Source organism: Streptomyces sp. NPDC090088, assembly GCF_044747345.1.
Lineage (GTDB): Bacteria > Actinomycetota > Actinomycetes > Streptomycetales > Streptomycetaceae > Streptomyces.
On sequence record NZ_JBIVDZ010000008.1, the window covers coordinates 487,873 to 514,042 of the forward strand.

Annotated in this window: 22 protein-coding genes; 8 read left to right on the top strand and 14 right to left on the bottom strand. The window is 69.8% G+C overall.

Annotated features, from left to right (window positions below; translation table 11 throughout):
• Positions 1-434 precede the first annotated feature (434 nt).
• The 5 genes from ACIPSJ_RS36105 to ACIPSJ_RS36125 all read left to right on the top strand — a co-directional run bounded on the left by ACIPSJ_RS36105 (position 435) and on the right by ACIPSJ_RS36125 (position 8,145).
• Entirely contained in the window at positions 435-1,313 is an 879-nt protein-coding gene (locus ACIPSJ_RS36105) for a LysR family transcriptional regulator (RefSeq protein ID WP_401352247.1), read from the top strand.
• A 401-nt stretch (positions 1,314-1,714) separates the two neighbouring features.
• The gene (locus ACIPSJ_RS36110; RefSeq protein WP_401352250.1) at positions 1,715-3,241 is read left to right on the top strand and encodes a protein kinase; all 1,527 of its coding nucleotides are present in this window, start codon (positions 1,715-1,717) and stop codon (positions 3,239-3,241) included.
• 1,080 nt (positions 3,242-4,321) lie between these two features.
• A complete protein-coding gene (locus tag ACIPSJ_RS36115; protein WP_359206642.1) occupies positions 4,322-4,771 on the top strand; it encodes a hypothetical protein in 450 nt (149 codons plus the stop codon).
• Positions 4,772-5,045: 274 nt separating this feature from the next.
• Positions 5,046-5,570, top strand: a complete 525-nt coding sequence (locus ACIPSJ_RS36120) for a hypothetical protein (protein WP_401352253.1) — start codon at positions 5,046-5,048, stop codon at positions 5,568-5,570.
• 1,270 nt (positions 5,571-6,840) lie between these two features.
• Positions 6,841-8,145, top strand: a complete 1,305-nt coding sequence (locus tag ACIPSJ_RS36125; RefSeq protein WP_401352256.1) for a HEAT repeat domain-containing protein — start codon at positions 6,841-6,843, stop codon at positions 8,143-8,145.
• A 462-nt stretch (positions 8,146-8,607) separates the two neighbouring features.
• On the opposite strand, the gene ACIPSJ_RS36130 is transcribed toward ACIPSJ_RS36125, so the two are convergent.
• The gene (locus ACIPSJ_RS36130; protein ID WP_401352258.1) at positions 8,608-9,936 is read right to left on the bottom strand and encodes a class I SAM-dependent RNA methyltransferase; all 1,329 of its coding nucleotides are present in this window, start codon (positions 9,934-9,936) and stop codon (positions 8,608-8,610) included.
• A 97-nt stretch (positions 9,937-10,033) separates the two neighbouring features.
• Positions 10,034-12,079 carry an APC family permease gene (locus ACIPSJ_RS36135; protein ID WP_401352261.1) on the bottom strand — a complete coding sequence of 682 codons (2,046 nt, stop codon included), beginning with the start codon at positions 12,077-12,079 and terminating at the stop codon, positions 10,034-10,036.
• Positions 12,080-12,442: 363 nt separating this feature from the next.
• Between ACIPSJ_RS36135 and ACIPSJ_RS36140 the strand changes: the two genes are divergently transcribed.
• The gene (locus tag ACIPSJ_RS36140; RefSeq protein WP_355709980.1) at positions 12,443-13,114 is read left to right on the top strand and encodes a TrkA family potassium uptake protein; all 672 of its coding nucleotides are present in this window, start codon (positions 12,443-12,445) and stop codon (positions 13,112-13,114) included.
• Positions 13,114-13,785, top strand: coding sequence for a TrkA family potassium uptake protein (locus ACIPSJ_RS36145; protein WP_351710019.1), 672 nt, complete (start codon positions 13,114-13,116; stop codon positions 13,783-13,785). The genes ACIPSJ_RS36140 and ACIPSJ_RS36145 overlap by 1 nt, the downstream gene beginning before the upstream one ends.
• Before the next feature lie 63 nt (positions 13,786-13,848).
• Here the strand turns inward: ACIPSJ_RS36145 and ACIPSJ_RS36150 are convergent, their stop codons facing one another.
• The 8 genes from ACIPSJ_RS36150 to ACIPSJ_RS36185 form a co-directional block, all read right to left on the bottom strand.
• Complete coding sequence (locus ACIPSJ_RS36150) at positions 13,849-14,613, bottom strand: DUF3159 domain-containing protein (RefSeq protein ID WP_359210875.1); 765 nt, start codon at positions 14,611-14,613, stop codon at positions 13,849-13,851.
• A 3-nt stretch (positions 14,614-14,616) separates the two neighbouring features.
• Positions 14,617-15,015 (bottom strand): OB-fold nucleic acid binding domain-containing protein, encoded by a 399-nt coding sequence (locus tag ACIPSJ_RS36155; RefSeq protein ID WP_355709974.1) that lies wholly within the window; start codon positions 15,013-15,015, stop codon positions 14,617-14,619.
• Positions 15,016-15,075: 60 nt separating this feature from the next.
• Positions 15,076-15,762, bottom strand: coding sequence for a response regulator (locus tag ACIPSJ_RS36160; protein WP_359210871.1), 687 nt, complete (start codon positions 15,760-15,762; stop codon positions 15,076-15,078).
• Entirely contained in the window at positions 15,759-18,302 is a 2,544-nt protein-coding gene (locus ACIPSJ_RS36165; RefSeq protein WP_401352266.1) for an ATP-binding protein, read from the bottom strand. The genes ACIPSJ_RS36160 and ACIPSJ_RS36165 overlap by 4 nt, the downstream gene beginning before the upstream one ends.
• A 150-nt stretch (positions 18,303-18,452) precedes the next feature.
• Positions 18,453-19,619, bottom strand: a complete 1,167-nt coding sequence (locus tag ACIPSJ_RS36170; protein ID WP_359210865.1) for an alginate lyase family protein — start codon at positions 19,617-19,619, stop codon at positions 18,453-18,455.
• A 163-nt stretch (positions 19,620-19,782) separates the two neighbouring features.
• The gene (locus tag ACIPSJ_RS36175; protein ID WP_355709966.1) at positions 19,783-20,544 is read right to left on the bottom strand and encodes a DUF3710 domain-containing protein; all 762 of its coding nucleotides are present in this window, start codon (positions 20,542-20,544) and stop codon (positions 19,783-19,785) included.
• 1 nt (position 20,545) lies between these two features.
• Positions 20,546-21,109, bottom strand: coding sequence for a dUTP diphosphatase (dut, locus tag ACIPSJ_RS36180; RefSeq protein ID WP_401352271.1), 564 nt, complete (start codon positions 21,107-21,109; stop codon positions 20,546-20,548).
• A gap of 59 nt (positions 21,110-21,168) precedes the next feature.
• Entirely contained in the window at positions 21,169-21,753 is a 585-nt protein-coding gene (locus ACIPSJ_RS36185; protein WP_355709962.1) for a PaaI family thioesterase, read from the bottom strand.
• Between the two features lie 58 nt (positions 21,754-21,811).
• On the opposite strand from ACIPSJ_RS36185, the gene ACIPSJ_RS36190 reads away from it, so the two are divergent.
• A complete protein-coding gene (locus tag ACIPSJ_RS36190; protein ID WP_359210858.1) occupies positions 21,812-22,282 on the top strand; it encodes a DUF3093 domain-containing protein in 471 nt (156 codons plus the stop codon).
• Between the two features lie 72 nt (positions 22,283-22,354).
• On the opposite strand, the gene ACIPSJ_RS36195 is transcribed toward ACIPSJ_RS36190, so the two are convergent.
• The 4 genes from ACIPSJ_RS36195 to ACIPSJ_RS36210 form a co-directional block, all read right to left on the bottom strand.
• Positions 22,355-23,275 (bottom strand): hypothetical protein, encoded by a 921-nt coding sequence (locus tag ACIPSJ_RS36195; RefSeq protein WP_401352274.1) that lies wholly within the window; start codon positions 23,273-23,275, stop codon positions 22,355-22,357.
• A 13-nt stretch (positions 23,276-23,288) separates the two neighbouring features.
• Positions 23,289-23,585 (bottom strand): DUF4193 domain-containing protein, encoded by a 297-nt coding sequence (locus tag ACIPSJ_RS36200; RefSeq protein WP_005481602.1) that lies wholly within the window; start codon positions 23,583-23,585, stop codon positions 23,289-23,291.
• A 401-nt stretch (positions 23,586-23,986) separates the two neighbouring features.
• Positions 23,987-25,237 (bottom strand): HAMP domain-containing sensor histidine kinase, encoded by a 1,251-nt coding sequence (locus tag ACIPSJ_RS36205; protein WP_359211104.1) that lies wholly within the window; start codon positions 25,235-25,237, stop codon positions 23,987-23,989.
• Positions 25,238-25,242: 5 nt separating this feature from the next.
• Positions 25,243-25,896 carry a response regulator transcription factor gene (locus tag ACIPSJ_RS36210; protein WP_003993508.1) on the bottom strand — a complete coding sequence of 218 codons (654 nt, stop codon included), beginning with the start codon at positions 25,894-25,896 and terminating at the stop codon, positions 25,243-25,245.
• Positions 25,897-26,170 lie beyond the last annotated feature (274 nt).

Below are 26,170 nucleotides of genomic sequence, written 5' to 3' on the forward strand. Positions count from 1 at the left end.
TGCCGCAGCGCTCGGGGTGTGTCCGGTGGACGGCGTGGCCCTGCCCCGGTGCCGGCGTGGTCCCATGGTGACTCCTTTCGTGGGGTGCATCCGCCCCGTCGGCCGGTTGGGGGCCGATACCCGAAGGCGCGGGCGTACCCGCGAGGAGACTGTTGTGCGACCGCGTCCGCGCCTGACGCGCAAAGGGTCCAGCGCCCTGCGGCCGCTCCCGATCGGCGGTGTGTGTCCCCCGTGTCCCCCGGTCCGCGACGGCGGCCGGCTGTCCTCGCGGGCCCGGCGCCGTACACAACTGCCTTTACGGCGACGGACGTTGTGGCTTCTCTCCTCGGTCCGACCATGGTGGACCGGCTGAGGGGGACCGCGCCAATGCCTATCTGTTCGATTCTGAAGCCGTTTCGGCATATGCCGTGATGGGCGTGGCTACGATGAGCCGCATGGATCTCGACATACGCCGGGTGCGCTACTTCGTGGCCGTGGCCGAGGAGTGCAGCTTCGTGCGCGCGGCGAGCCGTCTCTACATGACGCAGCCCGCGCTCAGCCGTCAGATCCGGGCGCTGGAGGAGGATCTGGGCGTGGTCCTCTTCCTGCGTGACCGGCAGGGCACCGTCCTGACGCGGGCGGGGCACCAGTTGCTGGAGGACGCCCGGCCGATGCTGGCGATGGCGCAGGCGGTGCAGCAGCGGGCGCGGACGGCGAGCCGGGAGGTGAACCAGTTCACCATCGGCTTCATGCCGGGTGTCATCGTCACCCCCATCGTGCGCGAGTTCGCCCGGACGGCGCCGCAACTCGACATCGATGTCGTCCACACCTCGATCACCGACCAGGTCGACTTCCTGCTCGACGGGCGGGTCGACGTCTGCTACGTCCGACTGCCCCTGCCCGAGGGCATGTTCGAGGTTGTCCCGCTCTTCCCGGAGCCCCGTGTGGTGGCACTGCCCAGTGATCATCCGCTCGCGGAACTCAAGGCGGTGCACGTCGAGGACCTGCGGGACATGACCTTGCTACAGGATCCGAAGGACGTACCGGAATGGCGCGGACGTGTCCCGCTCGACCCGGTGGCGCCGCCTGGAGACACCGGACGGTTCCCGGCGACGATCGAGGAATGCCTGCAGACCGTCGCCTTCGGGTCCGGGTGCTACGTCATGCCGGCCGGCATGGCCGGCTTCTACCGCCGTGACGACGTCGTCTACCTGACGCTGGAGGGCGTCGCACCGCGCATGGTCGCCCTGGCCTACTCCAAGCACCGGACCATGCCCGAACTCCTCCAGTTCGCCGAGCTCTCGCGCCGCATGCTCGGCCCGGGCCCGGACTGATTCCACGACGAGGCCGAGACCTGGACCGGATGTGGCGTGGGCTGAACGACGGCACAGCGTACGGACCCGCCACTCCCTGCAACCCTCCGACCTGAACGGCATCCGGGGATCGCGTCACCGGCAGGGCCGTTGTGCCGGTGCCCAAAGAACGGAGATCATGCTGGTCCCGCGCACGTTGTGCGCGGCTGCGTCACGCGTCGACACTGACACACAGGCATCTGCGGTCACAGGACCCGGCATGCCGGAAGGGCGCCCGGCGAGGTGCCCTCACCGTCTCCGCGGTGCGAGGAGGTGACCGGTACCGGATGTCGCCCATGAGCGGCGCGGCGGGCAGGTGCTGAGTCCGCCGCCTCCTGGTCCGGTCGAATGTCGAACGGCAACTGCGCTGGAGTTCCGCCCTCATGTCAACACCCGTCACTGTCGGACGTCACCGCCTTCAGCGCCTTCTGGGCTGCGGAGGTTTCGGCATGGTCTGGCTCGCCTACGACGACCTGCTCGAAGCCCCGGTCGCGGTGAAGGTCATGGCGGAGAAGTGGGTTCACCGCCCCGACCTCCGGGAGCGTTTCCTGGACGAGGCCCGGCTGCTGCGCCAGGCCGCGTCGGACCGCGTGGTGCAGGTGTACGACATCGGCGAACTACCGGACGGGCGCCCGTACTTCGTCATGACCTACGCCGACGGCGGCACGCTGGCCGACCGGCTGGCCCAGGGACCCCTGGCCGTCGACCAGGCGCTGCGGTTCGCGGTGCAGGCCGCACGGGGCGTGGCCGACCTGCACGCGGTCGGCATAGTGCACCGTGACATCAAGCCGTCCAACATCCTGCTCCAGTCGGCATCGGGCGGCCGTGAACGGCTGCTGGTGGCCGATCTCGGCCTGGCCAAGAGCCTGGCGCACGCCTCGGGACTGACGCAGGGCGTGGGATCACCCGGCTACATGGCTCCGGAGCAGGTCCCGGAGGACCGCCTGGTCGATGTCGACGAGCGGGCCGACGTCTACGGCCTGGGCATACTCACCTACGAGCTGCTGACCGGGAGCCTGCCGGGCTCGACGGAACAACTCGACTGGCCCGGGCCGCCGCGCCCCCAGGTGCCGACGGCAGTCCGACGCGTGACGCGCCGCGCTCTCGAACCGGAGCGGGAGGGACGCTGGGCCGACGCCGCCGAGTTCGCGGACGCGCTCGAAGCCGCCGGTGCCACGACCATCCGCAGCCGCCTGTTCCGAACCGTCGCAACCGGCAAGGGAACCCGCGCACGGAGAGCAGTGGCCGTACTCGCCGGGACCGCCGTCCTCGTGACCGCGGCGCTGGCCACCCGCGCGGCCTTCGAAGCGGACTCCGCCGTCGACACGAAGCCCCGTGCGGGCGCAAGCAGCACAGCGATCGCAGAGCCGTACGCGACCTCTGCCGCCTCGACATCACCGTCCCCGCACCGGGCACCTGCCGCGGCGGCTTCTTCGTCTTCGCCCACCCGGACCGCCGCGCCGCCGTCACCAAGCGCCTCTTCCGCCGGACGCGGCGCCGAGACGACGAAGACGACGGCCCCTACGGGCAAGGCGGCGGCCCCGGACCCGGGCGGGACGGCATCGGCCTCGCCCGAATGGACGACGTTGACCGTGCGGCATGACCAGCAGCTGATGCCGGGCGAGTCCTGGCAGACCAACCGGACGACCATGACGATGCAGACCGACGGCAACCTCGTCATCTACGACGAGGACCACCACCGGCGCTGGTCCTCGGGCACCTCGGGTACCGGATACCGCGCCATCATGCAGGCCGACGGCAACCTCGTCGTCTACGACAAGGACACCTGGGGTGTCTGGAGCTCCGTGACTTCCGGGCACGACGGCGCCTATCTGTACTTCGGCACCGACGGCGACGTCAGCGTGGTCTACCAGGGCACCACCCTCTGGTCCGCCGGCACCCAGCACTGAACCGTCGCCGGTCGTCATGCCCCGGCACCGACGATCCTGCCCCCGTCCGTGAGCGTCCGCGGCGTCTCATCCATCCCCGGCACGACACGCTCCACCCGGGTCGCCGTGGTCGGCCGGCCGTACCTTCTTGACCTCTGCGCCTGCCTCAGCGAAGCCCGGGTTGCGGGAGTTGCTCCACAGCCGTGCGGTCCCGGGCCAGCCGCGCCGAACGGACAGGGACGACAGGCCGCTCGCTCTCAGCGCGCTACGCCTTGGGCCTCTTCGTCACCGCGCGAGCCGACTTCGCGTTGATAGCTCCGTCGAGACGTGCCAGATGGGCGCGTTGCGATACTTGGCGGCCGAAGTAAGAGCAGCCGTACAGGGACGCAATTTTCTCTACTGGTTCAAGCCCCGGCTGCGCTCCGCTCCGCCGCCGCTCCTGCCTTCGGCCCGCTCCGGCGGGCTGCGCCAACGCGCGCCCACGAGGGGAAGGCTGGGGCATGAGGGAACTCCCGCGCAGACGCCTGCGGGGCCGGTCGGCTCCGAGACTTTAGGCAGCCACCATGGGGCGAGCCTCGAAGATCGTGGCCCTAACGTCGTGCTTTAACGGGCAGGTCCACAGACTGCCCGACGCGCCGGAAGCTTACAGGGCCATGATCACTCGCCCCATGGCAGCTCCAGCCCAAAGTCTCGGAGCCGACCTCTCGCCGTCGTCGGGCGTCCTAGGGTGTGCGCATGGTTCAAGCTAGCGAGACCGCCCAGATAAGGAAGCGCTGGGAGGACGCGCACACAAGGACTTGAGCCGTGAGTATTACCTTGGCTCCGATACGGGCGATTGGGCCTGCCTGAGTTGCGGTGAGTGCTTCACGCGAGCGGAAGTTAAGGCTCTGCGTGGCGAGTGACGTCACTCTGAACTCGCTCTGCGGTACAGCAGAGAAGTACAGCAACCATGCCGACCTCCGGTGACCATCCCCAGCCGTTAACGGCCACTTGACCAGCCCCGGAGACCTGGGCGACCTTCGTGCCCGTAGTTCGCATCGAGGGGCCTGCGGAAGCACGACCGTCGTGGCGGTGTCAGTCCTACCATGCACAATGCCGTCCATGAGTGAGCGCTATGAGGTCGTCTTTTCCTGCTACTTGCGCGACGACACCCCCGAATGGGTCATGGCCGCCTTGCGGTGGCACTTGGGCATGGACGCCGAGTTTCCCGAAGGTCTCGACGACCAAGACGATTATCTGTACCCACTGCTCGTCCCCGACAACTACGCCAACCGCCGGGTGCCCGGTGGAGACGTCGTGTCCCTGCGTCGAGAGGTGCAAGAGTTCACGAGTTCCGGGGAGAGATGCGAGTGGGAACTTTTCGCACGCAACCACTGGATCGACGACTCCATGCTTTACCTCCGGGGCCTGTTGGACCTGCTCGCCCCACACATCGCGCAGCCCGGTTATGGGGGCCACTTCCGTCATATATCCGACACCGAAGTGACTGTCTTCGACTTCCGCGATGGGGCGTACGAGCCCATCAAGATATGGGGTGTCGATCCACGGTGACAGGCGCATAGGGTTCGCGCCCCGCGTGCCCCATCGGAGGCAGCCAGCGGAGAAACACGGGTCGGCCCCTCCAGGACGAAGAGCGGTCGTGCCACATCTATGCCAGAACGGGCGGGGAGTCACGGGGAATCGGGGTACACCGAAGCACATGCCGCCGGACTCTCTCAAGGCGGGGAATCCGCAGGCCACACCACAAGTCGCCCCACCTCGCTCCTGAAGCGGTGTTCCAAGAGCGCCGATGCCTCCACCAGTCGCAGTCGCTACGCTCGGACTCGTGAGCGAAGCCGCCCGACTCATAGCGAACCACCGAGTCCATGTCGTACCCGTTGTGTTGGCCCTGGCCAATCCACCATGGCAGCGGGACGTGTGGCTCGACCCGTCGGCGTTCGAAGACCTGGACCATGTCTTCCACACACTCTTCGACGACTTCTGCGACGCCGACGAGCCAGAGGGGTACCTCGGCGTCAGCCTCCGAAGTGACGAAGAGGTCGTCCTGATGAGAGAGCTCGGTACCGCGCTTAACGCCGCGGCGGCCGAGGCGCCCAACGACACCAACGCGGAGTATCTCCAGGCATCTGCTTGGCCAGAGGTCGTGGCCATCGCCGGACGCCTCGCTCAAGTCATGGTCGCGAACGACCTAAGGGAACTCGCCGTGCTGCTCGACGGAGCGGCCGTGCCAGACCCGTGCCGGATCGTGCGGGGAACCACGGGAACAGCGGGGGGGCAGGCCGGCGGCGATTCAGGCTCCGATACGGCGTCGCCACAGGTCGGCTCGGCAACCTCTCGCGAACGCCCCTAGCTTCCCAAGCTCATGGCTCTGCAGGGCGGCTCTCGCTGCCTGTTCTGTGTCGAGCAGAGAACGGTGGCACCAGGGGGAGCGCTGGCGCTGATCCCGCTAGTTGCCGCTTGCCCGCAGTGCGAGCTGCGCGGCTGGACGGCAGGGACGGCCTACTCCCGCGCACCGTTGTTCGAATTCTGGGGGAAGCCAACCGCGGGTGAGCAAACGCGGATGGGCCGGAAATGCAGTGATCGCAGCAAGAGCGAACGCGAGCGAAGCCCAGGGCGTCTGCACTCGAACGGTCGCTTGGGAACCCCGAGTGTTGACGAAGCTGGTCTGGAAAACGTCAGAAGCTACAAGATCGATTGAACTCAACGCCCCCCAATCGAGGTCGAGTTCTGCCGCATGCGCAAAATGGAGTTTCTGTAGGGTGAGGGTAACTTCGCCGGGCCCGTCCACTACCCAGCGTGGCTGGGCGTCACGCGCTGCCTGACGACGGCGAGCGGAGTTGCCGACTGCAGAGCCCACCAACGAGCCGATCACAAACCCGGGGCTACCGAAGGCAGCGACGTTGGTGTGCGTGTAGCTCCCGCTACCGAGGGTCCTCCAGGTCAGGCGTTGCCCCGGCCCTACAGCAAGTGCACGGTCACCATGTTGCAGGCGCGCGGTCGTGGCTACCACCGGCCGGCGGGCCACTTGCCCTTCGAGGATATCGGCGAGGATGTCGCACGAGTGCCAGAGGTATTCGTCAAAAGGCGACCATAACGGTTGACTGGGGATCTCTGGCGGCGGCGCAAAGGGGTTGGCCACTGTCGCTCCAGCGTCCAGTCGGGGGGCGAAGGCTACGGTTCGCGATCAAGCCTACTCAGGCTGTCCCGCTTGCTGGTCTGTTGACTGCCCACTCATGTGAGGGTGACCGCACCACAAGCGCACCAGATCGAGCGGGGAAGAGAGGGGAACCACGGTGAAAGCGGCCGAACCCGACGAGGCTGCCCCATGGCCGTTCGCCCAGGTCGGCACCCGAACCGCCCCCAAATGCCCGCAGCTTCCCAAGCTCAGAGCGCGAGTTCGATTCTCGTTACCCGCTCCAGAATTGAGGTCCAGGTCCGAGACCTGGGCCTTGTTCGTTGTCCAGTCCGGTAGGTGGCACACCACGACCGCATCACGGAGCGGCATTCCTGGACGAGCGGTCTGCCCGGGGCACGTACGAGTAGCGGGACCGTTCAGCCGATGTCAGACCCCTGCGGAATCATGACGCTCGGAAGCCGGGTCGACCTTGCTGGAGGGGCACGTGGTGAATGCCGACCTGATACGCGACCTCGGCAGGTCAGACCGGTACGAGGCAGCAGCAGACGCGTTGGTCACGTTCGGCGCCGACGGGGTGGAGCAGTTGGTGCGGGAGGTGATGGACGCGGAGTCCCCGGTGGACTGGCGGCCGATCACCGCCGTACTCGGGCGGATCGGGGAGCCAGGGTTCGACGGTCTGCTCCAGGGGCTCGTCTCCGCGTCCACCGAGGAGTCCCGCAAGCGAGTCGGCTTCGCGTTCTCCCAGCTCGGCGTGGCCGTTCTCGACCGTTACACCGCAGCCCTCGCCCACCCCGCGCCGCTCGTGCGCCGTCAGGCCGTCCGGGGGATCGAGCACTGCGGCGAGGCCGGCCAGTCGGCCGCCGTCCTGCTGCCGCTGCTCGGCGACCCGGACCAACAGGTCGCGCGGCAGGCTCAGGACACTCTGATCCGAACAGGCGAGCACGTGCTTCCGCTGCTCCGGCACGTCCGGGAGCGGGGGCCGGGCCGGCAGCGGGCGCGGGCGTTGACCGTACTCGCAGAACTCGGTGGCGAACCGGCGCTGTCGCGTGCCGACATGGCCGCGATCGAGCGACTCATCTGCATCAAGCTCCAGGACGATCGCCCCGAACCGCTGTGGGCCTGCTGGAACCACTGGATGGCCGTCCCCAGCGGAGACCAGGCCGGGATCATGCGCGTCCTCGGCCTGACCGCCGCACGGCCCGTGACCTTCGCGCTCGGCAACGACATCGTCGACGCAGACGGCCACGGCTGCGACACGGACGAACACACCGGCTACGAACGGGTCTTCGTCACCCCGGAACTCGATGGCTGGACCCTCGTCCTCGGCGCCTGGTGCGACCCGCACGGTCAGGAGCGCCGTGAGGACGTGCTGCGGCTGTGTACCGAACTCAGTGCCCGTTACGGCCGGGCCCAGGCGTACTACTACGGCGGCCAAGGCGACGGCTCCGCCTGGCTTGTTGCCGAGCACGGCACGGTGATCCGGCGTTACGGCGAAACCGGCGAGGCGGAGGACGAGTTGCTGACGCTCGGCGAGCCGCTGCCGTACGAACGAGCACGCCGCACGGAACTGGGTCTGCACCCCGACTGGGACCCCGCGCAGGAGAGCGAGGACGACGAGGACGAGTGGCGGTGGACCGCTCACGACCTCGCCCCGGACATCGCCCGCGCCCTGGGCGCCGCAAGCCCACTCGACGTCACTGCCGACACACCGTCACGCGGCACCGGCGTCATCGCCCTGACTCCGTACGGTGTCGCCCACGGCGTACCGGCGGGCGCCTACCGCATCTGAGTCACGGCGGCAAGGATCGGCGCCGATGCTCCGTGCTCGTCCGCCCGCCGACCACCTCGAAGGGCTCTCGACGTCTCGGAACCGACGGCGTGCCCATAGCGTGCCCATAAGACCGGTAAACCACGGTCAACAACGGTGCGATCCTGTGCTCCAGGGCATCACACCAAAGCACGTATGCCGAGGTCAGAGGCCATCCGGCTCCCCGAGCACCGTCGCTTCCCAAGCTGAGAGCAAACTCAGTGGTCGCGCAATGCGCCGGTCGGGCCGACCGCGCTCCAACCGGTACCACCCACCAGCCGGCCGCGAGTGCTCCCTAACTGACCAGCGACGCGGCACTCCTGACACCCCATCAGAACGAGCGTCAAATGAGCGTCAAGATACCTCGGAGAGCGTCATTTCAGCGTCAAGATATCGCCCGTAACGCCCACACCGCACATAGCGCACACCACCCGAACCCGCAGGTCAGACGGTCTTTCCGGCCGGTTCAAGGATCGCGACACACTCCACGTGGTGGGTCATCGGAAACAGATCGAACGCCCGCAGTGTCCGCACCCGGTATCCCCCGTCCCGGAAGTACGCCAGGTCGCGGGCGAGGGCGGCCGGGTCGCAGGCGACGTAGGCGATGCGGCGGGCGGTGAGGGAGGTGAGGTGTTCGACCGTCTTGCGGCCGGCGCCCGCGCGGGGCGGGTCGAGGACGATGAGGTCGACCTCGGTGATGCCGGTGCGCGGGAGGACCGACTCGACCTTGCCCTGTTCGATACGGACCCGGGGGAAGTCGGCGAGGTTGTGCCGGGCGTCCTCCACCGCGCGCTTGCCGGACTCGATGCCGAGGACCGCGCCCTTCTCGCCGAGGCGGTCGGCGAGGGCGCCGGCGAAGAGGCCGACGCCGCAGTAGAGGTCCAGGGCCATCTCGCCCTTGCGCGGGAGAAGGCCCTGCATGACCGCCGTGACCAGGGTGTCCGCCGCCTTCGGGTGGACCTGCCAGAAGCCGCCGCTGCCGACGCGGTGGGTGCGGCCGTCGGCGCGCTCGCGGACGAAGGCGCGGCCGTGGACGCGGTGGATGCCGCCGTCGTGCTCGTCGACGCGCATGACCGAGACGGGCCGGTCGAGTTCGACGAGGGGGAGGCGGGCGCCGGGGCGCGGTTCCAGGATGACCATGCGGTCCTGGGAGCCCGTCGCGGCGATCGCGTCGACCGAGACCATGCCCGACCAGTCGCGCTCCTCGATGCCCAGCTCGCTGATGCCCGGCGCCGCGATCATGCAGTGCTCGATCGGCTCCACCTCGTGCGAACGGTGCCGGCGCAGTCCGGCGTTGCCGTCGGCGTCGACCGCGTACTGCACGCGCGTGCGCCACTGCGGCACCTCGCCGGCCGGCAGCTTGTCGCCCTCGGCGGGCATCACCGTGCCGTCCCAGCCGGCCTCCTCGGGCGTGAGGCCCGCGAGCCGCCGCAGCTGTTCGGCGATCACCTCGCCCTTGAGCCGGCGCTGGACACCCGGCTTGGCGTGCTGCCAGTCGCAGCCGCCGCAGCGGCCGGGGCCGGCGTAGGGGCAGGGGGCCTCGACCCGGTCCTTGGACGCGTCGAGGATGTCGACCGCGTCGGCACGCAGGAAGCGGGCCCCCTCCTCGCCCTCGGTCACCCGGGCCACGACCCGCTCGCCGGGCAGCGCGTGCCGGACGAACAGGACCTGGCCCTCGGCGGTGCGGGCGATGCAGTGCCCACCGTGCGCGACCGGGCCGACCTCGACCTCGTACTCCGTCCCCACCAGCGATTTCTTCGGTTCTGCCTGCATGAGTGGGGTGACTCCAGAGAGAGGGGAGGGGAACGGCCCGGGCGGGGGCCGACGACAGCCCACCAGTCTACGTGGTCCGCACCCCGTCCCGTCCCGCTCAGCTGCTGCTGGGCTCCTTCGGCCTCGCCTCCGCCGGACCACGTCGTACCGCACCCGGCGCGTTCCAGTCCTGCCGCTTGCGGGCACGGATCTTGGCCGCCTCGGAGGAGGCCAGCTGGTAGGGCACGGAGGTCACCATCACGCCGGGGGTGAAGAGCAGGCGGCCCTTCAGCCGCAGCGCGCTCTGGTTGTGCAGGATGTGCTCGTACCAGCGGCCGACGACGTACTCGGGGATGATCACGGAGACCGCGTCCCGCGGCGACTGGGCGCGCAGGCTCTTGACGTACTCGATGATCGGGCGGGTGATCTCGCGGTAGGGCGAGTCGAGGACCTTCAGCGGCACGTCTATCCCGCGCCGTTCCCACTCCTCGCGCAGCGCCTTCGTCTCGGCCGGGTCGACGTTGACGGTGAGCGCCTCCAGGGTGTCCGAGCGCATCAGCTTGGCGTAGGCCAGGGCGCGCAGGGTGGGGCGGTGGATCTTGGAGATCAGCACGACCGAGTGGACGCGGGAGGGGCGGACGAGGTCGTCGTCCGGTTCCTCGGGGGCCGAGATCTCCTCGGAGACGCGGTCGTAGTGCTTACGGATCGCGGTCATCGTGGCGTAGAAGATGCACATGCCGAGCAGCGCCACCCAGGCGCCGTGGGTGAACTTCGTGACCAGGACGACGACCAGCACCAGGCCGGTGAAGAAGGCGCCGAAGGCGTTGATCGCGCGGGAGCGGATCATGTGGCTGCGCTTGGCCGGGTCCTTCTCCACCGCCAGGTGGCGGTTCCAGTGCCGGACCATGCCGGTCTGGCTGAGCGTGAAGGACACGAACACGCCGACGATGTAGAGCTGGATCAGCCGGGTCGAGTCGGCGCCGTAGATGACCACCAGCAGGGCGGCGGCGCCGGCCAGGAGCACGATGCCGTTGGAGAAGGCGAGGCGGTCGCCGCGGGTGTGCAGCTGGCGGGGCAGGTACCGGTCCTGGGCGAGGATCGAGCCGAGGAGGGGGAAGCCGTTGTACGCGGTGTTGGCGGCCAGGAAGAGGACCAGGGCGGTGGCGGCGGCGAGCAGCACGAACAGGAAGCTGCCCTTGCCGAAGACGGCCTCGGCGACCTGGGAGATCACCGGGTTCTGGACGTAGCCGGAGCCGATCGGGACGCCGTTGTGGAGCAGGTCGCTGGCCGGGTTCTCGGCCATGCGGACCTTGGTGACGGCGGCGAGCGCGATGATGCCGCAGAACATGGTGACCGCGAGCAGGCCCATCATGGCCAGCGTGGTCGCCGCGTTCTTGGACTTCGGCTTGCGGAAGGCCGGCACGCCGTTGGAGATGGCCTCGACACCGGTGAGCGCGGCACAGCCGGAGGAGAAGGCGCGCAGCAGGAGGAAGACCAGGGCGAAGCCGGCCAGGCCCTGGTGTTCGGCCTTGATGTGGTAGCCCGCGGTCGGGGCGCGCATCGTGTCCCCGAGGACCAGGCCCCGGAACGCGCCCCACGCGATCATGATGAAGACGCCGCCGACGAACACGTACGTCGGAATCGCGAAGAGCTTGCCGGACTCCTTCACGCCGCGCAGGTTCATCAGTGTGAGCAGCACGATCACGGTGACCGCGCAGAGGACCTTGTGCTCGACGACGAAGGGGACCGCGGAGCCGAGGTTCTCGATGCCGGAGGCGATGGAGACGGCGACGGTCAGGACGTAGTCGACGAGCAGGGCGCTGGCGACGGTGAGGCCGGCCTTGGCGCCGAGGTTGGTGGTGGCGACCTCGTAGTCGCCGCCGCCGCTCGGGTAGGCGTGCACGTTCTGCCGGTAGGAGGCGACCACCGTGAACATCAGCACCACGACCGCGACCGCGATCCAGGGGCTGAAGTGGTACGCCGACACGCCCGCGATGGACAGGACCAGCAGGACCTCTCCCGGCGCGTACGCGACGGAGGACAGCGGGTCGGAGGCGAAGACGGGGAGGGCGATGCGCTTCGGCAGGAGCGTTTCGCCCAGCCGGTCACTGCGCAGTGCGCGCCCGATCAGGATCCGTTTGGGCACGTCGGTCAGTTTGGACACGAGAGAGGATCGTAGGCCTTCCACCTGGCAGGTCTCCAGCCGCAGTGCTGGATCTGCCTCACGGGTGAAAAAGATGACGTATGGAACTGCGGATTCCGCAGCTTACGCCCGATCCGTGCCTAGATGGCAGACCCCGCCTGTCGTCGCACTTCGGAGGTCCCGTGCCCGCAACCGCAGAGCTGATCGGTGGAGCGGTAGCCCTTGTCGGCCTCGGAATCCTCACCGCCTGGAGCGTGCGCAGCATCACTCGGCGATGAGCGTCGCCAAGGGGTGCCCGGCCGGGACGGTGCGTGTGTAGCTTGGGGCTCGGTCTGAGACCCTGATGGGGCTGAGCAGTAACTTTTGGACACCGGAAGGACGGTCGTGCACATCGTCATCATGGGCTGCGGCAGAGTGGGTTCCGCTCTCGCCCAGACCCTGGAGCAACAGGGGCACACGGTCGCCGTGATCGACCAGGACCCCACCGCCTTCCGCAGGCTGGGCCCCGGGTTCGGCGGCCGCCGGGTCACCGGGGTCGGCTTCGACCAGGACACCCTGCGCGAGGCCGGCATCGAGGAGGCGGGCGCCTTCGCCGCCGTCTCCAGCGGTGACAACTCGAACATCATCTCCGCGCGGGTCGCCCGCGAGATGTTCGGCGTGGAGAACGTCGCGGCCCGGATCTACGACCCGCGGCGCGCCGAGGTCTACCAGCGCCTCGGCATCCCGACCGTCGCCACGGTCCGCTGGACCGCCGACCAGATGCTGCGCCGGCTGCTGCCCTCGGGCGCGGAGCCGCTGTGGCGCGACCCCACCGGCGGGGTCCAGCTCGCCGAGGTGCACGTCTCCCCGAAGTGGGTCGGGCACAAGATCAGCAAGCTGCAGGAGGAGACCGGCGTCCGGGTCGCGTTCCTCACCCGGCTCGGCGAGGCGATGCTGCCCACCTCGCAGACGGTGCTGCAGGAGGGCGATCTGGTGCACGTGATGATGCGGACGGACGACGTCGACAAGGTCGAGGCCGCCTTCGCCGGGGGTCCGGAAGAGGAGGGCGGTCACTGATGAGGGTCGCCATTGCCGGTGCCGGCGCCGTCGGCCGCTCGATCGCGGGCGAGCTGCTGGAGAACGGCCACGAGGTCCTGCTGATCGACAAGGCCCCGACCGCCATCTCGGTGGAGCGGGTCCCCCAGGCGGAGTGGCTGCTCGCCGACGCCTGTGAGATCACCTCCCTCGACGAGGCGGCGCTGCAGCGCTGCAACGTCGTGATCGCCGCGACGGGCGACGACAAGGTGAACCTGGTCGTCTCGCTCCTCGCGAAGACGGAGTACGGCGTTCCGCGCGTCGTCGCCCGGGTCAACAACCCCAAGAACGAGTGGTTGTTCAACGAGGCCTGGGGCGTGGACGTGGCCGTGTCCACCCCGCGTCTGATGTCGGCGCTGGTCGAGGAGGCGGTGAGCGTCGGCGACCTGGTCCGGCTTCTCCGCTTCAGCCACGGCGACGCCAACCTCGTCGAGCTCACCCTGCCCGAGGAGTCGGCGCTGGCCGGCACCCAGGTCGGCGACGTGGAGTGGCCCGAGGACACCTCGCTGGTCACGATCATCCGCGGCACCCGGGTCCTGACCCCGTCCCGCGAGGACTCCCTGGAGGCGGGCGACGAGCTGCTCTTCGTCGCCGCCCAGGCCCGCGAGGAGCAGCTGGAGGACCTGCTGTCGGTCCGGCGGGAAGACGTCTGACGTACCGCGCGTGCGGAAGGGGCGCTCTCCGCGCGGAGAGCGCCCCTTCCGTCGTATCGGTGGCTACTTGCGGTGGCGGCCGCCGGCGGCCTCGCCGCCCTCCGTGGCCAGCGCCGCCTTGCGCTCCTCCTCGGCCTTCTCGGCCTTCTCGGCCTCCTCCATCTCCGCGAACACGTCGATCGGAGCCGGCGCCTTCGCCAGGAAGACCCAGGTGAGCCAGACGGCGAGCAGGAACGGCGGGATCTTCAGGGCGACCAGCACCCAGCCGAGCTGCGCGGTGTTGGCCCACCAGTACAGCGGGAAGAGGATCGCGCACTTGGCGAGCAGGATCAGGCCCCAGGCCCAGCTGGCCTTGGCGTAGGCCTTCTTGCGGCCGGGGTTGCGGGTGCGCCAGGAGAGGTTCTCCTTGAAGACCGGGCCGAGGATCAGGCCGATCAGCGGCACCCCGCACAGGGTCGTGATGATGTACGCCAGCGCCAGGCCCAGCGTGTACAGCATGCCGGGCAGGTAGAAGTCCTTGGCGTTGCCGGTCATCATCGCGAACACGACACCGAAGGCGACGCCGAAGACCCCGCTGAAGGCGTGCTTGACGGTGTCCCGCATGGCGAGGCGGACCACGACCAGCACCACGGAGACCGCGAGGGCGGCGATCGCCGACCAGTGCAGGTCCTTGTTGATGGTGAAGATCGTGACGAACAGCAGGCCCGGCAGGACGGTCTCGACCATGCCGCGCACGCCGCCGAAGGCCTCGAACAGCGCGGCCTCGGTCACCGCCCGCGCATCGTCCCGGGCCTGCGTGTCTTCGGTCGGCTTGTCGAGCGACGTCACCGGCTACTCCCTACCGAGGGGTCTCAGTTCGTACTTGGGATTGAACAGCACCCGGCGGCCCCGGCTCATCGAGATCCGGCCCGATGCGATCAGCCTGCGCCCCGGTTCTATGCCCACGATGGAGCGCCTGCCGAGCCACACCACGTCCAGCGCGGCGGAGCCGTCGAACAGCTCGGCCTCCAGGGCCGGGACTCCGGCCCGCGGCCGCAGGGTGACCGTGCGCAAGGTACCAGTAACGGTGACGATCTGCCGGTCGTGGCAGTCGCCGATCCTGGTGCAGCCCGCCGTGTCGGCGTCCTCGCGCAGCTCCTCCGACTCCAGGTCCTCCTGGGAGGTGGAGAGCCGGTCGAGCATGCGCCGGAACCGGCCGGCCGGCTTTTCGGAACGAGGAACAGCACTCATGTCTGAAGCGTACCGGGGCCCGCCGACACCGCCGTAGTCCAGCTCACTTCGCGACCCGGCTCACTTCTCGAACCGGTACCCCATCCCCGGCTCCGTGATGAAGTGCTTCGGGTGCGACGGGTCGGCCTCCAGCTTCCGGCGCAGCTGGGCCATGTACACGCGCAGGTAGTTGGTCTCCGTCCCGTACGACGGCCCCCAGACCTCCTGCAGCAGCTGCTTCTGGCTGACCAGCCGGCCGGTGTTGCGGACCAGCACCTCCAGCAGGTGCCACTCGGTCGGGGTGAGCCGGACGTCCTTGCCGGCCCGGTTGACCTTCTTGGCGGCCAGGTCGACGGTGAACCCGTCGGTCTCCACCAGGACGTCGTCCTCGCCGCCCCCGGCGACGGGCTCGGCGCGGCGTACGGAGGCCCGCAGCCGGGCCAGCAGCTCGTCCATGCCGAAGGGCTTGGTGACGTAGTCGTCGGCGCCCGCGTCGAGCGCCTCGACCTTCTCGTCCGAGGAGTGCCGGGCGGACAGCACCAGGATCGGCACCCGGGTCCAGCCGCGCAGCCCCCTGATCACCTCGACGCCGTCCATGTCGGGCAGACCGAGGTCGAGGACGACCACGTCGGGGTGGCGGGAGGCGGCCAGTTCGAGGGCGGTACGGCCGTCGGGGGCCGCGTCGACCTCGTACTTGCGCGCCTTGAGGTTGATCACGAGGGCGCGCACGATCTGCGGCTCGTCGTCGACCACGAGCACCCGGGTCATGAGGCCTGCCTTTCCGGTTCTGCTGTTGCCTGCGGCACGGTGACCGATCCTGCCGCGCGGAGGCTGAGGACCATGGTGAGCCCGCCGCCGGGCGTGTCCTCGGCGTTGAGGGTGCCGCCCATCGCCTCCGCGAAGCCCCGGGCGACCGCGAGCCCGAGTCCGACCCCAGCGCCGCGCGGAGCGTCACCGTAGCGCTGGAAGGGCTCGAATATGCGGTCTTTGGCGTCGTCGGGCACGCCGGGCCCGCGGTCCACGATCCGCACCTCCACCCGGTCGGCGATGGCGCTCGCGGAGACGAGCACGGGCCGGTCGGACGGGCTGTACTTGACGGCGTTCTCGACCAGGTTGGCCACCGCCCGCTCCAGGAGCCCGGCGTCGGCCTCGACCATCGGCAGGCTCTCGGGGACGTCGAGGTCCACGCTGCCGTCCGGCACCCCGACCAGCGCCATGGGGACCACCTCGTCGAGGTCGAACTCGCGGACGATCGGGACGACGGTGCCGGTCTGCAGCCGGGACATGTCGAGGAGGTTGCCCACGAGGTGGTCGAGCCGGTCGGCGCCCTCCTCGATGCCCTCCAGGAGCTCCGCCCGGTCCTCCTCGGACCAGTCCACGTCGTCCGAGCGGAGCGAGGTGACGGCCGCCTTGATGCCGGCCAGCGGGGTGCGCAGATCGTGGCTGACGGCGGCCAGCAGGGCCGTGCGGATCCGGTTGCCCTCGGCGAGGGCGCGGGCCTGCTCGGCCTCCTCCCGCAGGCGTCTGCGGTCCAGTACGACGGCGGCCTGGGCGGCGAAGGCGGCGAGCACCCTGCGGTCCTCGGCGGGCAGCACCCGGCCGGTCAGGGCGAGGGCCATGTGGTCGCCGACGGGCATGTCGACGTCGGCGTCCTCGGGCCGGCCGAGGGCGGGTCCGAAGCCGGCCCGGCCCGCGCAGGTCCAGGGGTCCACGTCGCTCGCCCGCTCCAGCAGGGCGGCGGACTCCATGCCGAAGGTCTCCCGGACCCGTTCGAGGAGCGCGTCCAGGCTCGTCTCGCCTCTGAGCACGTTGCCGGCGAGGAAGGAGAGGATCTCCGACTCGGCGCGCAGCCGGGCCGCCTGGTGGGTGCGGCGGGCGGCGAGGTCCACGACCGAGGCGACGGACAGCGCGACCCCGAAGAAGATCACGATGGCGACGATGTTCTTCGGGTCGGCGACGGTCAGCCGGTGCAGGGGCGGGGTGTAGAAGTAGTTCAGCAGCAGCGACCCGAAGGCCGCCGAGGCCAGCGCCGGGAAGAGCCCGCCGAGCAGCGCGGCCGCGACCGTGAAGGTCAGGAACAGCAGCATGTCGTTGGCGAGGCCGAGGGCGACGGTGTTCAGCAGCACCGCCATGGCGGCCGGGCCGGCCAGGCCGACGATCCAGCCCGCGATGATCCGGCCGCGCCCCAGCCGTGCGCCCCGGGCCACGGGCAGCCCGCGCCCCTTCCCGGCCTCGTCGTGGGTGACGATGTGGACGTCCAGGTCCGGTCCCGACTCGCGGGCGACAGTGGCGCCGACGCCGGGCCCGAGGATGTACTGCCAGGCCTTGCGGCGCGAGGAGCCGAGCACGATCTGGGTCGCGTTGACGCCGCGCGCGAAGTCGAGCAGGGCGGCCGGTATGTCCTCGCCGACGACGTGGTGGAAGGTGCCGCCGAGGTCCTCGACCAGGGTGCGCTGGACGGCGAGTTCCTTCGGGGAGGCCGAGGTCAGGCCGTCGCTGCGCGCGATGTAGACGGCGAGCACCTCGCCGCCGGCGCCCTTCTCGGCGAGCCGCGCGGCCCGTCGTATCAGCGTCCGTCCCTCGGGGCCGCCGGTCAGGCCGACGACGATCCGCTCCCGCGAGCCCCAGATCGCCGACACCCGGTGCTCGCTGCGGTACTGCTTCAGGTACTCGTCGACCCGGTCGGCCACCCACAGCAGGGCCAGTTCGCGCAGGGCGGTGAGGTTGCCGGGGCGGAAGTAGTTGGACAGGGCCGCGTCGACCTTGTCGGACGTGTAGATGTTGCCGTGCGCCATGCGCCGGCGCAGCGCCTGGGGCGACATGTCGACCAGTTCGATCTGGTCCGCGCGCCGTACCACCTCGTCGGGCACGGTCTCGCGCTGGCGCACGCCGGTGATGGACTCCACCACGTCGCCGAGGGACTCCAGGTGCTGGATGTTGACGGTCGAGACGACATCGATCCCGGCGGCGAGCAGTTCCTCGACGTCCTGCCAGCGCTTGGGATTGCGGGAGCCCGGGATGTTGGTGTGCGCGAGTTCGTCCACCAGGGCGACGGCGGGGGCGCGGCGCAGTACGGCGTCCACGTCCATCTCGGTGAAGGCGGCGCCCCGGTACTCCAGTTCCCGGCGCGTGACCTGTTCCAGGCCGTGCAGCATCACCTCGGTGCGCGGCCGGTCGTGGTGCTCGACGAAGGCGACCACGCAGTCGGTGCCCCGTTCCACGCGCCGGTGCGCCTCGGCGAGCATGGCGTAGGTCTTGCCCACGCCCGGTGCCGCGCCGAGGTAGATCCGAAGCTTGCCGCGTGCCATGGCCCCATTGTCTTCCCGTGACTGCCGTATACGCAGCGTCGACCTTACGGCCAACAATCCCGGTGGACGGGGCGGGGAGCCGGGCGGCGGGCATCTTTGACACAACCCTGATGGGCGCCGGTAGAGCGGGTCCGGCGCCCTGCCGGTGGCTCAGTTGGGGTTGTCACCGTGGGTGAGGGTCTCCCAGGCGACGAAGAGGTTGTTGGTACCCGCGGGGCGGTTGTTCCGGGTGAGTGTCTGGGTGTTGGTCATGGCGATGCCCAGCCGGTTGTGGAGGGCGTTGTAGCCGACCTCGGTGACGGGGCCGAGGCCGAGGGTGAGGGAGCCGCCGCAGAGCCAGCTGGGGACGGCGGTGCCCAGCTGGTACTTGGCCTGGAAGCCGAGCGCCTGGCGCAGCCGCTCGCCGACGTCCGTGCCGTACAGGTCCTCGCCCTGGATCCGGCTGGTCTCGGCGATGTGCGAGATGGACGAGATGCCGTACCCGGTGTGCGTGAAGTCCCGGCAGGTCTCCTGGGTGAGGCCGGTGACGAAGGTGGACTGGCCCTGCCAGTAGGAGACGATCTTGGCGGTGGTGTCGAGGTTCTGGCTGGGCACGGTCTTCGGCACCGACCCGTCGGAGGCCAGGTAGACATAGGCGGCCGCGCGGGTGCGGAACTTGGCCATGGCCGTGTCGTACGACGTCTTGTCCTCCAGGAAGACGGAGATGCCGACGGCGGCCTCCATCATCGTCAGCTCCCAGTTGCCGTTGGAGTTGGAGCCCTTGATGACGGTGGGGAGGTAGACGTTGCGCAGCATGGTGGCGAAGCGGGCCTGGTTGGCCCAGCTGCCGGTGTACGTGTACTTGATGATCTCGGCGGCCTTGGGCCAGGAGGAGCCGGCCCAGCCGGTCTGCAGGGGCGCGTTGCTGTTGGTGTGGCTGGTGAGGGTGGCCGACCAGGCGTCCATGATCTGGATGGCCTTCTGGGCGTACCGGGCGTCCTTGGTGATGTACCAGGCGAGGGCGTCGGTGTACGCGGCGATCGCGTCCTCGCGCTCGTCGGTGCAGCCGTAGTTCGGGTTCGAGTACGACCCGCACTCGACCGTCGCCCGGGGCGCGGGCGTGCGGTTCAGGTCGGCGTACTTGCTCGCCATCATCTGGTCGTAGGCCGCTTTCCAGGGCTGGGCGCCGGCCAGCACCTCGGTGCGGGCGAAGTCCAGCTGGGCCTTGGAGACGGTGACTCCGGGGTGCACGAAGGTGCTGGGGGCGGCCTGCGCCGGCCAGGAGAGGGCTCCGGCGAGGAGGGCGACGACGGCCACGAGGAGTCCGGTTCTGCGCATACCTGAAGGCCTTTCGTTCATGTGAGTGAACGCGAGGCGCCTTTATGAACGGCGCGTGAGCCGTGACCGTAGGTACAGACCAATGCGCCGTCAAGGGGTCGCGCACGCAAAAGAGCCGCACCCCGAAGGGTGCGGCTCTCGAACGGTTCTCCCGCCGGAGCGCCTACCGGACCTCGGTGATCTCCGGTCCGCGCTGGAGCTGGCCCATGCCGCCGGAGAAGCGCGAGGACTCCTCCTGCTGGACGCCCTCGGGCACCATCTGGGCGTCGTTCGGCAGCTTCAGGACGATCGGGTCGCGGGGCGCCATCGGGCCCTCGCCGCGGACCACGACGGTGTCCCGGAAGATCTGCTCCAGCAGACCGGCGGCCTGCGGCTGCACCGCGCCCTGCCCGGAGATCACCCCGCGCAGGAACCAGCGCGGGCCGTCCACACCCACGAACCTGACGACCTGGAAGCCGCCGGTGCCGTCCGGCAGCTGCACCGGCACCTGGGCACGCAGCTCCCAGCCCAGCGGCCCCTCGACCTCGTCGACGATGCCGCCCTGCTGGGTGATGCCGGAGCCGATCTCCTCGCGCACCTCGCCCCAAATGCCCTCACGCTTGGGCGCGGCGAAGGCCTGGAGCTGGACCGCGCTGTCGCGCAGCACGACGGTCGCCGCGACGATCGCGTCGCCCGCGACCTCGACCCGGAGCTCCATGCCGTCCACGCCGGGCACGAACAGACCGCCGAGGTCCACCCGGCCCTCGCCGGGCTCGCGCACCTCGGTGGCGTCCCACGGCCCGTCGGGCCGGGGCTCCGGTTCCAGGCGTACGCGCTCGCGTGCGCCCTCTTCCTCGTCCGCCTCGGTGTCGACGCTGTCGACGACCTGCTCGGCCTCGCCGGCCGCGTCCTCGGCGGCACCCTTCTTGTTGCGACGTCCGAACACGTCACTGTCCTTCCCGGTCGGATACGACCGAAGCGTATCGATTCCCACCCGTCCGACCGCCCTCGGCGGCCTGACCGCTTGTGCCGCTCACGTCGCCCACCGCGGCGTGCCCGCCGGTGGACCCGAAGCCCCCCTCGGCCCGCGCCGAATCGGGAAGCTCCGCGACCTCCTGGAAGCGGACCCTCTCGACCTGCTGGACGACCAGTTGGGCAATCCGGTCGAAGCGCTCGAACCGCACGGCCTCGCGCGAGTCGAGATTCACCACGATCACCTTGATCTCCCCACGGTACCCGGCATCGATCGTCCCCGGGGCATTCACGAGGGCCACACCGCACCGGGCGGCGAGCCCCGAACGAGGGTGCACGAAGGCCGCGTACCCGTCCGGGAGGGCGATCGACACCCCCGTGGGCAGTACGGCCCGCTCGCCGGGCTTCAGCTCGCACGCCTCGGTGGTGCGCAGATCGGCTCCCGCGTCACCGGGGTGCTCGTACGCCGGAAGCGGTACGTCGGGGTCGACACGGCGGATGAGGACGTCGAGAGGGCTCACGGTACGGGCGGGGCTCACGGGATACGGAGGACCTTCGGGGTGCGGCGGGGCTGCGGGGTGCGAGGGGCCTGCGGGGTTCACGGGTTCACCTCGAAGGCGCGGGCGCGGCGGACCTGGTCCGGGTCGCTCATGGCGGCCTGGATCTCCGTCTGACGGCCGTGGTCGACGAAGTGCTCGACCGGGACCTCGATGAAGAGGGCGTCGGCCCGGACCGCGACCGGGCCCTCGGGGCCGTCCACGCGTCCGGTGGCGGTCGAGTAGATCTTCCGGCCGGCCACGGCGACGACCTCGGCCTCCAGATGGAGCGTGGTGCCGACGGGCACCGGCCGCACGAAGTCGGTCTCCAGCCGTCCGGTGACGGCGATCTTCCGCAGCAGCCAGTTCAGCGAGCCGAGCGTCTCGTCGAGGGCGCTGGCCAGCACTCCGCCGTGGGCGAGGCCCGGGGCGCCCTGGTGGGCGGGGCGCACGGTGAACTCGGCGGTGAGGGAGACTCCCTCGCCGGCCCGCACCTCCAGATGCAGCCCGTGCGACTGCCCATGGCCACACCCGAAACAGTGTTCGTAGTGGGCACCGATGAACTCACCGGGCGCGGGAGCATCGGGGTGCCGCACCGGTTTCTCGGCGTAGGCGGGGGGCTGAAGAGCTGCGGAACTACCACTCACAGGCGCAGACCTTACCCGCGCGTCCGGTGAATCCGGACACCGTGCCAAGCTTGGCCCCATGCAGCTCTCCGCCACCCCGTACGAAGAACGCCTCACCGCCCCCCGGTCGTGGTGGTTCGTCAGCTTCCTGGTCGGCGTCTCGTTCGCCCTGATCCTGCTGCCCTTCGGCACCCTGCCGATGCTCGGCGGCCTGGCCGGCGGCACGGCGGCGGCAGCGGTGGTGGCCAGCTCGTACGGCTCCCCGCGCATCCGGGTCGTGGGCGACTCGCTGATCGCGGGCGAGGCGAAGATCCCGGTGTCGGCCCTGGGTGAGTCGCACGTCCTCGACCCCGAGGAGGCGCGCGCCTGGCGCACGTACAAGGCCGACGTCCGCGCCTTCCTGCTGCTGCGCTCCTACATCCCCACCGCGCTGCGCGTGGAGGTCACGGACCCGCAGGACCCGACGCCCTACCTGTACCTCTCCACGCGCGAGCCGGAGGCACTGGCGACGGCGATCGCGTCGGCGAAGACCGCGACCGCGAAGCCGTAGCGCGCCGACCGGCGTTCCCCGCTCCGCCGCCCGGCCCGGTTTCGGTCGCGCCGGTTTCGGTCGCGGCGGCGGTCAGGCGCCGAAGTCCTCCGGGAGTTCGGCGATCGGCAGGGGCTCCGCGGGCTTCTCGAGCGGCGGCAGCTCCGGGAGCTCGTCCCACGGCACCTGGATCTTTCTCAGGTCCGTCCGGATCCGCGCCGCCAGCTTCTTGGTGTCCCGGCGGTTCATGACCGCCCCCACCGCGGCGCCCACCATGAACGGCATCAGGTTGGGCAGGTCCCGCACCATGCGCTTCATGATCTGCTGCCGGAGCTCGCGCTTCATGTGCCCGCCGAGGGCGTTGTTGATCGTCGACGGCTTCATCACGTCGATGCCGCGCTCCCCCGACCAGGAGGCCAGGTAGGCGGTGCTGCGGGCCTTGAGGTTCCCCGGCGGCCGCACGCCGTACACCTCGTGCAGTTCGGCGATCAGCTTCAGCTCGATCGCCGCGACCCCGGTGATCTCCGCGGCCAGCTCGGTCGGCATGGCCGGCGGCACCGGCAGCATCGCCGCCGCACCGACCCCGGCCCCGACCGCCGAGGTCGCGCCCGCGGCGCCCGCCACCAGTTTGTCGGCGAGCTGCTCGGGCCCGAGACCCGGGAACTGCCGACGCAGGGCCGCGAGGTCACGTACGGGGACACGCGGGGCGATCTCGATGATCCGGTCCGCGAGGTAGCCGAGCCCCGCTTTCGCCCGGCTGCCGCCCATACGGGCGCCTTCCCGGGCCAAGTCCACGGCCTTGTCACGGATGACCGCGACCCGCCGCCGGGCGACGGGCGCGGCCAGGTCCGCCGGCGCCGGGAGGTCACCCCGGTCGACAGCCGGTTCGAGCGAGGCTCCCGGATCGGGCGAGCCTCGCTCGGCGTCACGCGCGCGCGGGCCGTCGTCGGACGGCCCGGAGTCCGCTCCCCGCGAGGGGAAACGGCGCTTCCGAGGTGGGGTCGAGCCAGTCATGCCCGACCCGCCCTCAGTCGCAGTCGCGGCAGATCGGCTGACCGTTCTTCTCCCGGGCCAGCTGGCTGCGGTGGTGCACCAGGAAGCAGCTCATGCAGGTGAACTCGTCCTGCTGCTTGGGCAGCACCCGGACGGCCAGTTCCTCGTTCGAGAGGTCGGCGCCGGGCAGCTCCAAGCCCTCCGCGGCCTCGAACTCGTCGACGTCCACGGCGGACGTGGACTTGTCGTTCCGCCGGGCCTTCAGTTCTTCAAGACTGTCCGAGTCGACGTCGTCGTCGGTCTTGCGTGGAGTGTCGTAATCGGTTGCCATGTCGCTCTCCCCCTCTGGGTGTCTGCGGTGTCTCCAGCGCACGTAACGCGTGAGAGGCCGGACTTGTGCCCGACCCGAGGCGGAGATTTTGCCTCACATCAAGGTCTGTTACTCAATCGACACCCAACCGGACCCCTCGAGAGTGATCGGGTTGAATGGCGATGGGGACCGTACACGGTCCTGTCGAGGCACTTCAAAGGCGCCTCATCCTGTACTTCCCGTGATCAAGACCCCTGAAAACAGGGATTTTCCCGGCTTTATTCCCCTAATCATGATCACGGAGAGTAGATGGCCGGAATTCCGCCCATGTGATCGATCACACACGGAGGTACGCGCCACGCCGCCCGAAAATTCCGCGCAAAGCGAACATCCCCCGCGTGTGTCCCGATCTTGTAACTGGCTCAGACCGGCAGGGTGACCCGCATCACGAGCCCGCCGCCCTCACGGGGCTGGGCCGCGATGTGGCCGCCGTGTGCCCGGGCCACGGACCGGACGATGGACAGGCCGAGGCCGACCCCCTTGTCGCTGCCCGTGCGCTCGGTACGGAGCCGTCTGAAGGGCTCGAAGAGGTTGTCGATCTCGTACGCCGGCACCACCGGTCCGGTGTTCGCGACGGACAGTACCGCCTGGCCGTGCTGGATCTCGGTGCTGACCTCGACCCACCCGTCCTCGGGCACGTTGTAGCGCACCGCGTTCTGCAGCAGGTTGAGCGCGATCCGCTCCAGCAGCACACCGTTGCCCTGGACGACCGCCGGCTTCCGCTGCCCCTTGATGGTCACGCCCTTGGCCTCCGCCTCGGCGTGCACCTGGTCGACGGCCTGGGAGGCGACCTCGGCCAGGTCGACCGGCTTGCGCTCGATGATCTGGTTGTCGCTGCGGGCGAGCAGCAGCAGACCCTCCACGAGCTGCTCGCTGCGCTCGTTGGTGGCCAGCAGGGTCTTGCCGAGCTGCTGGAGCTCCATGGGCGCGCCCGGGTCCGAGAGGTGCACCTCCAGGAGCGTGCGGTTGATCGCCAGGGGCGTGCGCAGCTCGTGGGAGGCGTTGCCGACGAAGCGCTGCTGGGCGGTGAAGGCCCGCTGGAGCCGCTCCAGCATGTCGTCGAAGGTGTCCGCGAGTTCCTTGAGCTCGTCGTCCGGGCCGTCCAGCTCGATCCGGCGGGACAGGTCCGAGCCGGCCACCGCGCGGGCGGTGCGGGTGATCCGGCCGAGCGGGGACAGCACCCGGCCGGCCATCGCGTAGCCGAACGCGAAGGCGATCACGGCGAGACCGAGGAGGGCCAGCAGCGAGCGGCTGAGCAGGTTGTCCAGGGCCGCCTGGCGCTGGTGGTCCACGCACTGGGCGATCGCGGCGTTGAAGTCCGTGATCGGCACGTTGGGCATGCCGGTGATCGCCGCGCACTTGTCGCTGGAGACCTTGATCTCGGAGCCGCTGACGATCTTGAAGAACGGCTGGTTCCCGGTACTGATCGCCTGAGCGGCCAGCAGGTAGATGATCGACAGCAGCAGGATGCCGGCGATCAGGAACATGCCGCCGTACAACAGCGTCAGCCGTATGCGGATGGTGGGGCGCAGCCACGGGAAGACCGGCTGCGGCCTCCTCGGGTCCCAGGTCGGCTTCGGAGGCGCCTGCGGGGGTGCGGGAGTGCTCGCCACAGTCATCAGATCCGGTATCCCGAACCGGGGACGGTGACGATGACGGGGGGCTCGCCGAGTTTGCGGCGCAGGGTCATCACGGTCACGCGCACGACGTTGGTGAACGGGTCCGTGTTCTCGTCCCAGGCCTTCTCCAGGAGCTGCTCGGCGGAGACCACGGCGCCCTCGCTGCGCATCAGCACCTCCAGGACGGCGAACTCCTTGGGCGCGAGCTGGACCTCCTTGCCGTCGCGGAAGACCTCGCGGCGGTTCGGGTCGAGCTTGATGCCGGCGCGCTCCAGGACGGGGGGCAGCGGCACGCTGGTACGGCGGCCGAGGGCCCGCACGCGCGCGATGAGCTCGCTGAAGGCGAAGGGCTTGGGGAGGTAGTCGTCGGCGCCGATCTCCAGGCCCTCGACGCGGTCGCTGACGTCGCCGGACGCGGTCAGCATGAGGACGCGCGTGGGCATGCCCAGCTCGACGATCTTGCGGCAGACGTCGTCGCCGTGCACGAGGGGGAGGTCGCGGTCGAGGACGACCACGTCGTAGTCGTTGACGCCGATGCGCTCCAGGGCGGCCGCACCGTCGTACACGACGTCGACGGCCATGGCCTCCCGGCGCAGTCCGGTGGCCACCGCATCGGCGAGCAGTTGCTCGTCCTCGACGACGAGTACGCGCACGTCGCTTGTCCTTCCTCTGTCCACCCGCGTAGCGCGCACCGGCGCTCACGGGCAGGGTTCTCCACGGGATGTGTGACCTCCATCCTGCCCTTTTCGGCCATAAGTCGGCAGTAAGACGGGGGCGGGGACGGCCGGATCGGAGGCGGCCGGGCGGGAATGCGAGATTTTCTCCTGCGGTTGAGGTTTCCACGGAAGGGAGCGGGGGGAGGACGGCATGTACACCCCGCGATCACGCTCTGCATGTGCCGCAACACCATGCGGTACGTACACCGCC

What these genes read in the sequence shown, in the direction of transcription:
- ACIPSJ_RS36115 (WP_359206642.1), top strand. Translation starts at nt 4,322, where the DNA reads ATGAGTGAGCGCTATGAGGTCGTCTTTTCCTGCTACTTGCGCGACGAC.
- ACIPSJ_RS36110 (WP_401352250.1), top strand. Translation starts at nt 1,715, where the DNA reads ATGTCAACACCCGTCACTGTCGGACGTCACCGCCTTCAGCGCCTTCTG.
- ACIPSJ_RS36190 (WP_359210858.1), top strand. Translation starts at nt 21,812, where the DNA reads ATGCAGCTCTCCGCCACCCCGTACGAAGAACGCCTCACCGCCCCCCGG.
- ACIPSJ_RS36130 (WP_401352258.1), bottom strand. Translation starts at nt 9,936, where the DNA reads ATGCAGGCAGAACCGAAGAAATCGCTGGTGGGGACGGAGTACGAGGTC.
- ACIPSJ_RS36145 (WP_351710019.1), top strand. Translation starts at nt 13,114, where the DNA reads ATGAGGGTCGCCATTGCCGGTGCCGGCGCCGTCGGCCGCTCGATCGCG.
- ACIPSJ_RS36155 (WP_355709974.1), bottom strand. Translation starts at nt 15,015, where the DNA reads ATGAGTGCTGTTCCTCGTTCCGAAAAGCCGGCCGGCCGGTTCCGGCGC.
- ACIPSJ_RS36165 (WP_401352266.1), bottom strand. Translation starts at nt 18,302, where the DNA reads ATGGCACGCGGCAAGCTTCGGATCTACCTCGGCGCGGCACCGGGCGTG.
- ACIPSJ_RS36195 (WP_401352274.1), bottom strand. Translation starts at nt 23,275, where the DNA reads ATGACTGGCTCGACCCCACCTCGGAAGCGCCGTTTCCCCTCGCGGGGA.
- ACIPSJ_RS36170 (WP_359210865.1), bottom strand. Translation starts at nt 19,619, where the DNA reads ATGCGCAGAACCGGACTCCTCGTGGCCGTCGTCGCCCTCCTCGCCGGA.
- ACIPSJ_RS36160 (WP_359210871.1), bottom strand. Translation starts at nt 15,762, where the DNA reads ATGACCCGGGTGCTCGTGGTCGACGACGAGCCGCAGATCGTGCGCGCC.
- ACIPSJ_RS36200 (WP_005481602.1), bottom strand. Translation starts at nt 23,585, where the DNA reads ATGGCAACCGATTACGACACTCCACGCAAGACCGACGACGACGTCGAC.
- ACIPSJ_RS36105 (WP_401352247.1), top strand. Translation starts at nt 435, where the DNA reads ATGGATCTCGACATACGCCGGGTGCGCTACTTCGTGGCCGTGGCCGAG.